At 38.2% G+C, this 9,273-nt stretch carries 11 protein-coding genes; 4 read left to right on the top strand and 7 right to left on the bottom strand.

Annotated elements, in window-relative coordinates:
• Positions 1–23: 23 nt before the first annotated feature.
• Positions 24–284, bottom strand: a complete 261-nt coding sequence (locus tag GX437_13405; GenBank protein NLJ08651.1) for a DUF4160 domain-containing protein — start codon at positions 282–284, stop codon at positions 24–26.
• Positions 271–555 carry a DUF2442 domain-containing protein gene (locus tag GX437_13400; GenBank protein NLJ08650.1) on the bottom strand — a complete coding sequence of 95 codons (285 nt, stop codon included), beginning with the start codon at positions 553–555 and terminating at the stop codon, positions 271–273. Before GX437_13400 ends, GX437_13405 begins: the two co-directional genes overlap by 14 nt.
• Positions 556–755: 200 nt before the next feature.
• Here GX437_13400 and GX437_13395 point away from each other — a divergent pair, with 200 nt between their 5' ends.
• Entirely contained in the window at positions 756–1,349 is a 594-nt protein-coding gene (locus GX437_13395) for a hypothetical protein (GenBank protein NLJ08649.1), read from the top strand.
• Positions 1,350–1,398: 49 nt separating this feature from the next.
• Here the strand turns inward: GX437_13395 and GX437_13390 are convergent, their stop codons facing one another.
• From GX437_13390 to GX437_13380, 3 genes are all read right to left on the bottom strand, one after another.
• Positions 1,399–1,842, bottom strand: a complete 444-nt coding sequence (locus tag GX437_13390; GenBank protein ID NLJ08648.1) for a hypothetical protein — start codon at positions 1,840–1,842, stop codon at positions 1,399–1,401.
• 73 nt (positions 1,843–1,915) lie between these two features.
• Complete coding sequence (locus GX437_13385) at positions 1,916–2,203, bottom strand: co-chaperone GroES (protein ID NLJ08647.1); 288 nt, start codon at positions 2,201–2,203, stop codon at positions 1,916–1,918.
• 16 nt (positions 2,204–2,219) lie between these two features.
• On the bottom strand, positions 2,220–2,654 hold the full coding sequence (locus GX437_13380) for an NrdH-redoxin (GenBank protein ID NLJ08646.1): 435 nt from the start codon (positions 2,652–2,654) through the stop codon (positions 2,220–2,222).
• 336 nt (positions 2,655–2,990) lie between these two features.
• Here GX437_13380 and GX437_13375 point away from each other — a divergent pair, with 336 nt between their 5' ends.
• A complete protein-coding gene (locus GX437_13375) occupies positions 2,991–4,028 on the top strand; it encodes a glycosyltransferase family 4 protein (protein NLJ08645.1) in 1,038 nt (345 codons plus the stop codon).
• A 28-nt stretch (positions 4,029–4,056) separates the two neighbouring features.
• Positions 4,057–5,274 (top strand): aminotransferase class V-fold PLP-dependent enzyme, encoded by a 1,218-nt coding sequence (locus GX437_13370; protein ID NLJ08644.1) that lies wholly within the window; start codon positions 4,057–4,059, stop codon positions 5,272–5,274.
• Here GX437_13370 and GX437_13365 read toward each other — a convergent pair.
• On the bottom strand, positions 5,271–7,082 hold the full coding sequence (locus tag GX437_13365) for a DUF1565 domain-containing protein (GenBank protein NLJ08643.1): 1,812 nt from the start codon (positions 7,080–7,082) through the stop codon (positions 5,271–5,273). The two genes, GX437_13370 and GX437_13365, sit on opposite strands and share 4 nt — an antisense overlap.
• Here GX437_13365 and GX437_13360 point away from each other — a divergent pair.
• Complete coding sequence (locus GX437_13360) at positions 7,054–8,103, top strand: nitronate monooxygenase (GenBank protein ID NLJ08642.1); 1,050 nt, start codon at positions 7,054–7,056, stop codon at positions 8,101–8,103. The two genes, GX437_13365 and GX437_13360, sit on opposite strands and share 29 nt — an antisense overlap.
• On the opposite strand, the gene GX437_13355 is transcribed toward GX437_13360, so the two are convergent.
• Positions 8,093–9,253 (bottom strand): aminotransferase class V-fold PLP-dependent enzyme, encoded by a 1,161-nt coding sequence (locus GX437_13355; GenBank protein ID NLJ08641.1) that lies wholly within the window; start codon positions 9,251–9,253, stop codon positions 8,093–8,095. The genes GX437_13360 and GX437_13355 overlap by 11 nt on opposite strands.
• Between the last annotated feature and the right edge of the window lie 20 nt (positions 9,254–9,273).

Raw genomic sequence — 9,273 nt, 5'->3', positions numbered from 1 at the left:
TTTCAAGTTTAATTGTATGACAACTATTCCAAAGGTTTAATCTTTTCCGGTGGTATATTATTTTCAATACGATGCCAGTTTAAAAGAAGCTCATCTTTGTTATTTGTTGCCCATTCAATCACCAGACCGAGAACACGGGCTGGCAGGTTACCTTTGATAATTGCAAGGCTGGTTATTGAAATTTCTGCTTCATATTCATTGTAAATAGCATGAAAATGAGGAGGATAGTGATTATCAAAATACATACAGATGATAATTCCGAAAAATCTGCTAATTTGAGGCATACTCTGAATCTGGTTCATTTAAAGAAGAATCCATAAGTTTTATTAACTTTTCATAAAGCGTTTCCGGACATAATTCAATTGTTTCATTCCATGCAACTGCCCCTGTTTCAGGGTCAATATATACTTTTTTGAAGAAAAGTTCATCTTCCCAGGCTTTAAAAACTCCTGAACCTATCAGATGTGAAAGGTCAATTACTCCTTCTTTATTATCAGGATATTTTAGCCATATTTTATAATTTTCAAGTGCTTTTACCTCAACAGGATGATGTATCATAAAAACCATTTAACCGCAAAATTAAATTAAATTTTCTCATTGGTAACTTCATTATCTTATAATGAATATCGAATTTAATTAAATTAGTTCATTTATTCTGAGTCCTCTGAAAGTGAAATCAGGCATATAAAAATAAACGTTAATGGCTTAATTTTCTTAACTTTGTTACTGAACAATATCAGCATACTTATTTAATAATGACAAAAATAACCCTGATTTTTCTTATTCTTGCTTTGATTACATCGGGTGCCTGCAGCCAAATAACCAACAAATATTACTTTACAAATCCTTATAAAAATACCCAATCACCTCATAAAAGTTTTAACGGGATCAGATTTAGTTTAACAATTGCTGATGATCTGACTGCTAACGGATGGAATGAATTCAAAATAGGCTGGTACAGGAAAAACACAAAAATGTTCGGTATTCATCCTTGTTTTAACCTTGGCTGGTTTTTCGATAATGTTTATTCAGAACTTCCTGAAGACTATGTTTATAGTAGTGGCGTTTTTGCAGAACCAGGTGTTTCTTTTGCTTTTCATTATGCTTTTGTAACTTCCCGTTTGACAAATAGTATCAAAAAATACTTTGATCTTGAAAATAAAAGAGGTTATCATCATAGTTATATCTACCTCGTCAGTTTAGAAAGTGGTTATTATTTTCACCGGTTTGAAGCTTCTGTGGAATTAGGTCTGGGGTATGATCTTCTAAGAGACTTTGATTTTTATGGTGTTTACGCATGTATTCACTTCGGATTTTTATTAGGTAAACTTAAAATTCCTGGTTTTTAAAACCAGATTCTTACTTTTGTTAAGAATTGACAATCAGATTTTTAAAATTTCATTTTTGCCAGGCCTCATTCAACATTTTTTCAGGGTTTAATTTTTCCATCATTTGAAGCATCTTTTCCTTGCTGCTCAGATAACAGGTCAGAAAGGCCGTAACTCCTTTTTTAACATCATCATAATAGATCACACTAATAACCTCATTTTCGAAATACAGGTAATTCCTGTTTTTACCCTTTATTTCGGATAATTTGTCTTTGCCCCTTACCTGAAGGGCTTCTTCAAGGGAATTTATCGAAAGAATAATCTCGTTGTAATCCATTTTGAATGTCCCCAAAAAGCCATTGTAATAAGTCAGGGTATCAAAAGTATATCCTTCATCTATCTCAATGTTTTTCAAATAGTTATTTAATTTTTTCAGATCAAGTCCGTAATATACCTGAGCATGGGTCAATGTGGCACTAAGAATCAAAAACATGATAAATTTAAAGCTTTTCATCGGCTATTTTTTGCACAAAAATAAAAAAGCCCTTTAAATTAAAAGGGCTTTGAAGTTTAGAACTATCAGGAAATTAAATTGCTTCAGTTTCAACGATTTTTGCCAGTAACTCTGAATACGGAACTGACAAATATTTTTTCCCTTCAAACTCTATTTCAGTTCCTGAAAAACGTTTGTAAAAGACCAGATCGCCCGTATTCACTTCACAATCTTCCACATTTCCGATAGCGACAACTCTCGAAAACAGCGGCTTTTCTTTTGCCGTGTCGGGAATAATGATTCCTCCGGCTGTTTTTTCAGGCACCAGATTTTCAGATAAATCCAGTAAAACATTCTGTCCTAATGGCTGTAACTCTTTCATAATCTATTATTTAAAATTATTCAACATTAATTCCTAATAATCTGTTAATTTTACTTTTGTCGAATCCAACGACCAGTTGTCCGTCAATCAAGGTTTGCGGAACTCCCTGCTGTCCGCTTCTTCTGACCATTTCTCTTGCTGCATTTTCATCTCTGGAAACGTCAATGTCTCTGAAACTTATTTTTTGTTGCCTCAGATATGCCTTTAATGTATTGCACCAGCTACAGCTTGGGGTGCTATACACAATGACCTGATGAGCTTTTTCCCCACTCTCCTGTGTCCTTCCTGAATAATTTTGATTGAAAATATTGTGGTAGAAGCCCTCCGTATTGCAACCTTTTGCAATATTTTTCAATTCCTGTTTTTCAAAAGTAAGGAAAACAGGGACAGAGGTTATCCCGTACTTTTCGTGAATATCCTGAACCTGCTTTACATCAGCCATCAATACCATTTGATTATCCTGCTTATCAACTGCATTTTCAAGATTTTTTCTTGCACAATCACTGGCTTCTGAACCTGATTTGTAAAGAAGCAGGTAAACCTTGTCATGAACAGAAAGTACATTCTTAAGCTCTGAAAATGAATCAATTACTTTAGCTCTCATATCTATTTTTTTGAATATCATCTTCACAATTAGAATGCCTGTACTAAGAATGGCAGTTTGTCATTATCAGGCTGCAAGTTTATCCGTTTTTCAGTCATTTTGTAAGAAAAGCAAGCTTTCTTTGTCAATCTTTTGAATATGAAATACCTACTTTTGCCTTATAAAATTAATAGCTCAGTTATTTTGAAAATAATTTTTACAGGAAAATCTGATTTCACATACAACAGGACATCCGTATTGCTGAACGGACTTAAAAAGTTGAACGGGATTGATATTATTGAATTTCCTATCAAATCGAGAAAAAATTTTGATACACAGCATTTTACAGCACTTTCCAGTGAGGCTGATTTTGTCTACATACCTCCTTTTCGTCACCGGGATGTCAGGTTTATCCATAAATACTCCAAGGCACCTGTCGTATTTGATCCCCTGGTTTCGCTGTACCTTTCTAAAGTGGTTGACTACGGACACTGGTGGAAGGCTCCGGTTAAACTCTGGCAGGACTTACTTTCTTTCAGGCATTGCGAGATACTTATTGCGGAAACAGAAGAAAACAGGCTTTATTATGCCAGAAAGTTTAAAATACCTGAAAGCAGCATTCACTGTGTTTATATCGGAGTGGATACTGACATTTTCCAACCTATTAAAAATGAAGAAGATAAGAACACTTTTGATATTGGATTTTACGGAAGTTTCATTCCGCTTCAGGGGATTGAAAAAATAATCGAAACGGCAAATTTGCTTAAAGATCAGGATGATATACGTTTTCACCTGATCGGGAGCGGATATGGTTTTGAGAAGATCAAAAAATTGGTTAAGCAGAAAAAACTTCATCAGGTTATTTTTCACGGATGGATACCCCATCATCAGTTACCACAGGCAATCAGCCGTTTTGACCTTTGTCTTGGCATTTTCGGCACATCCCTCAAAAGCAACTGTGTCATTCCAAATAAAATATTTCATTATGCTGCTATGAAAAAGTGCATAATGACAAAAGACTCTCCAGCCATACGGGAGATATTTACCGACAGAAAAGATATCATACTGTGCAAGGCAGAAGCAGATGACATGGCTTCCAAAATTCTGGATGTCAAGAAAAATAGTATTGATTATCAAACTATTGAGAATAATGCTTTTCAATTGATCAGCCGTAATTACAATGAAATCAGCATTGCTGATCGGCTTGTATCAATACTGCGCGCTTATAAAGAAAAAATATGATAACTAATAGGAAATAACTTTTACTTTAATGAATGATTTTCAGATAAATGAAAAAAATTATCAGGGGACATACAGCCGATTGGTACAACACTGGAATATTGATACAAGTTTTTTGTTTTTAAATCATGGCTCCTTTGGTGCCTGTTTACGAAAAATCCTCGGCCTTCAAAATGAGTTCAGAAATCAACTTGAGCAACAACCTCTCAAATTTTTAACACGGGATTTACCTGAATTATACAGCTTTTCCAAAAGGAAACTTTCTGAATTCCTAAATGCTGATAATGAAAATATTGTGTTTGTACACAATGCCACTACCGGAGTGAACACCATATTGAATTCATACCCATGGCAAGCGGGAGATGAAATTCTCATCACCAACCATATTTACCCTGCCTGCAAGAACAGTGTAAATTATTACCGTAACAAACACAAATTGCTTGTTAAAGAAGTAAATATCCCCTTCCCTATTGAAAATGAAGAAATTACAACTGAACTTTTGCTTCGTGAAACCAGTGTAAAAACAAAACTACTTTTAATTGATCACATCAGCTCTGCAACCGGGCTGCTTTTCCCCATACATCAAATAGTCAGAGAGTTTAACAGAAGAAAAATTGACGTGCTGGTTGACGGGGCACATGCTCCCGGCACAGTACCCTTAAACCTCAATGAACTTCAGGCAAGCTATTATACCGGAAACTGCCACAAATGGCTTTGCACCCCAAAAGGTTCTGCATTTCTGTATGTCAGACCCGACCGTCAGCAACACGTTTTTCCATTGACCATCAGCCTGACTGCTATTCAGCAAAACAGATTTGAAGAAAGATTCTACTGGCAGGGAACCGAAGACCCGACTCCATATCTATGTGTCGGAGATTCAATAGATTACATGAAAAATTTACTGGAAGGAGGCTGGCCGGCTATCATGAAATCAAATCATGAATTGGCTATTAAAGGAAGGCAAATTATTTGTGACACCTTAGAAATTCCCCTTCCCTGCCCTGACAATATGCTTTCCAATCTTGCATCAATTCCAATTCAAGACACGACATCTCCAATTCCGGTTAAATTCAATCAATTTGATGATTTACAGGAAAATTTGTTTCAAAATTATCAGATAGAACTATTTGTTACCTACTGGCCGGCTCATCCCAAAAGGCTTATCAGGATTTCCCCTCAGCTTTACAATTCCGAAGAACAATACCTCTTACTGGCTAATATTCTTAAGGAATTGAATATCAGTAATTAGTCAGCAAGGTTTGAACCCGGAATCCAGATTTCCTCACCAAATTCGTAAGCACCTGCATCGGGAGCTTTGCCCTTAAAACTCAAGGTAAGTCCTTCCCAAACAATTCCGTAATCAATGGCAGGTGACTGTTCAGGAAGTAAAAACTTATATTTTGCATGCTGATTCTTTCTGAAATCGTAATAGTTAAAGTTGTGGCTTAATTCAGTCCCTTCACTCCAGATTTTATCAGAAAGGTTATTGAAAACAGGCATATTTTTAATGGAAGTAAAATCAATATAACCCGTAGTAGCTTGTGTAAGCGGACAATCGAAAACAGTGTTGTGGTAAATAAAGATGTTTTCAGCCGGTTTGTTGGTTCTTATCCCCGCGGCACAATTCCAGATGACATTGTGATGGATATAAACCCCCGATGAATGGTTGTCGGTGTAAACACCTTCCCCAAGCATGACTGCTTTATTATCATGCAGCCAGTTGTAGGCAATTTCCGTTTTTCCACCATTGGTTCTGAAGCAATAGGTCATTCCATTGTCGCACGTGAGCCTGCCGCAATAATAAATATCATTGTAAAGAATTTTAATATCTCTGCAATCGTTGTGTACAATGCCACTTCTGCCGCAATTTCTGATCGTGCATCTGATGACAGTATGTTTTCTGCCAATCATGGCAATGCCGGCTGCATCGGTAGCTGACCGGCAACAGTCTTCTATCAGGCAGTTTTCAATCCTGTTATTATTTCCCCCTAAACTGATTCCATCCCCCCAACTTCCTGATATAGAACAATTCCGGATTATATTGTTTGAACCTGATATTTTCAGACCTTTTCCCGGCCAATGACTGATTCCATAATTCAGCGTATCATCCTTTGATTTGAGGAAGCGATGGAAACTCTCAAAATCAGTAAAAAAAGGACAGATATTCGAAAATCTGCAGTTTTCAATCAGGCAGTTTCCGGCAGCACCAAAGTCAATACTGCTATAGGTAAAATCAATGTTTTTCAGCACAATAAAGGATTTCCCCTGTGCCTGAACAGCCAGAGGGCGATATTGCGCTTCCACTGTTTTCTGGCGTATGTCTGTCAATGAAAAAACAAAGAGTGTATCATCTTTCCAAAGCCATTCATTTTCACTGTCGAGGGCATGAATATGAGCGGTTATATACCCTACACCCTCTCCGATATACTTTCGGTAACCTCCCTGATTCCATTTATCGGAGCGTATCTGACAATGCATGGAGTCTTTGTTGCTATAGTCAATATCCCCATAAAGTGACACCCACCTGAAATAACATACTGCAATAATTTTAGCTCCTTTCCAGTAGTTTTCCGGAAATTCTTTCGTCAGAAATTTTGCGGTTCCATCCGGAAAAGTTTCTACCTGAAGCCATGAAGAGGAATCAAAATAATTATCAGGATTAATGTCGGGATAGCAGGCTTCTCTCCCATGTTTCCCATTGACAGAAAGCTGAAGTATAGGTATTTTTGTTACAGAATAATAAATATTTGGTGCATATTCCTGCCAGTTAACAAGCACATCTGTTCCGGTGATGACCACTTTTTCGTTCTTAAAAGCTGTTATTACAACTGGTTTGGCTGCTGTTCCTGAAGTCTGAATTCTAATAGTCTCCCTGTAAACGCCTTCCCTGATAAAACAGGTGTCTCCGGGTTTCATGATGTTAACAGCTCTCTGAATCGTTTTAAAAGGCTGATTGATGCTTCCCTTTGCCTGATCATTTCCCGCAGGTGACACAAAGTATTGGGCAACAGCATTGTGAAAAAGAAAAATGGAAAAAATCAGAATTACGAACTTCACGCCCATTTTATTAAGAAAGACAAAATTAGCTTGTCTGCCGCTATGTTTCTTTATTTTTGCAAAAAAAATAAATTGTATGAATCGGGTGTGTGAATTATTTCAGATAAAATATCCGCTTATTCAGGCAGGGATGATCTGGTGCAGCGGATGGGAACTGGCAAGTGCAGTGTCGAATGCAGGAGGACTTGGACTCATCGGTTCCGGGTCAATGTACCCTGATGTTTTACGTGAACACATCAGAAAATGCAAAAATGCCACAGATAAGCCTTTTGGGGTTAATGTTCCTCTATTGTATCCGCAAACAGATGAACATATTCAGATCATAGTTGAAGAAGGGGTAAAAATCGTATTTACATCAGCAGGAAACCCTAAAAAATGGACTTCCTTTCTTCATGATCATGGAATAAAAGTAGTACATGTAGTAGCCAACAGCAAATTTGCCCTGAAATGCCAGGAAGCAGGAGTAGATGCGGTTGTTGCCGAGGGTTTTGAAGCAGGTGGTCATAATGGCATAGAAGAAACCACTACGATTGTTTTAATACCTCAAATAAGACAACTTATTGATATTCCGTTAATTGCAGCAGGAGGTATTGCCAACGGCAAACAAATGCTGGCAGCTTTTGCTTTGGGGGCTGAAGGCGTTCAGATAGGAAGCAGATTCGTGGCTTCTGTCGAGTCTTCTGCTCATGAGGCTTTTAAAAATGCAGTACTTCAGACCACAGACGGCAGTACCCAACTCACACTCAAACAGATAGTCCCGGTCAGGCTGATCAAAAACAAATTCTTTTTTGAAATTGAAGAAATGCAGAAAAGAGGAGCCAGTGTGGAAGAGCTGAAAGAAAAACTTGGTCATGGGCGCGCTAAACTGGGGATGTTTGAAGGCAATCCGGATGAAGGAGAATGGGAAATCGGCCAGGTCTCGGCCATTATCAATGATATTAAGCCTTCCGGTGAAATTGTGAATGAAATAATTAATGAGTTTTTTTCAGAGCAAAAACGGCTTGCAAATATTACCTTTTAATGGAAGCAATATCCCTGATGGCTTCAATGGCAGCATCAATATGCTCTTCAGTATTAAAAGGGCCTATGCTTAACCTCACAGTTCCATGAATTTTGTCGGTTCCAATACCTTCGTGTACAAGCGGAGCACACTGCAATCCTGTACGACAAGCAATATTGTAATCCACATCCAGCATGGTTCCCACATCACCCGAATCAAATCCTTTAATATTTAAGCTTAACACAGGATTATGATTTTCAGGACTATCTGCACAATAAACCACTACATTTTCTATCTCCCTGACCCCGTTGACAAGTCTTGACCAGAGATTCATTTCATGGCTGTGCAGGTTTTCAATTCCCTGTTCTGTAATCCATTTTACACCTGCATTCAAACCAGCTACGCCCAGTAAATTAAGTGTTCCGGCTTCGAGCCGGTAAGGATACTCAGCGAGATGGGTCTTCTGTGCCGAACGGACGCCTGTTCCGCCAAATCTGGTCTGCCCTATTTCAACTCCTTCCATCACATACGATCCGCCTATTCCGGTTGGTCCCATCAGGCATTTGTGGCCGGTAAACACATACACATCAATCCCCATTTTCTGCATGTCCACAGGCACTGCACCTGCGCCCTGACTTCCATCCACCACGAAAATAACTCCTGCTTCCTTGCATACTCTCCCAATTTCGGCCAGGGGCTGTATGGTGCCGATAACATTGGAACAGTGGTTTACCACCACAAATTTTGTATTTCTTTTAATGGCTTTTCTGATGTCGTCCGGATCAACATAACCATGATTATCGAAGGCTACATGGGTAACTTCCACCTGCCTGTCCTGAGAAAGGTGGTATAAAGGACGCAAAACTGAATTATGTTCCAGCATGGTTGTTACCACATGGCATCCCGGCTCTGCCAGTCCCTGAATTACAATATTCAGCGAATCAGTGGCATTGTAGCTGAAAGTCAGTCGGTTAGGATCTGTCCCATTAAAAAGTGATGTCAGCATTTTACGGGTATTAAAAACCACTTCTTCCGTTTCGAGGGCAGCATCAAAGCCTGAACGCCCTGGATTGACCCCATGTTTTCTGTAAAAAGAGACCATAAAATCATACACAACATCCGGTTTGGGAAATGTTGTTGCTGAATTGTCAAGATAAATCAGAGAGCTCATATTTTAATTTTTAAGCATTT

Source organism: Sphingobacteriales bacterium (assembly GCA_012517435.1).
Lineage (GTDB): Bacteria > Bacteroidota > Bacteroidia > CAILMK01 > JAAYUY01 > JAAYUY01.
This window is presented reverse-complemented; position numbering and strand designations above follow the sequence as displayed.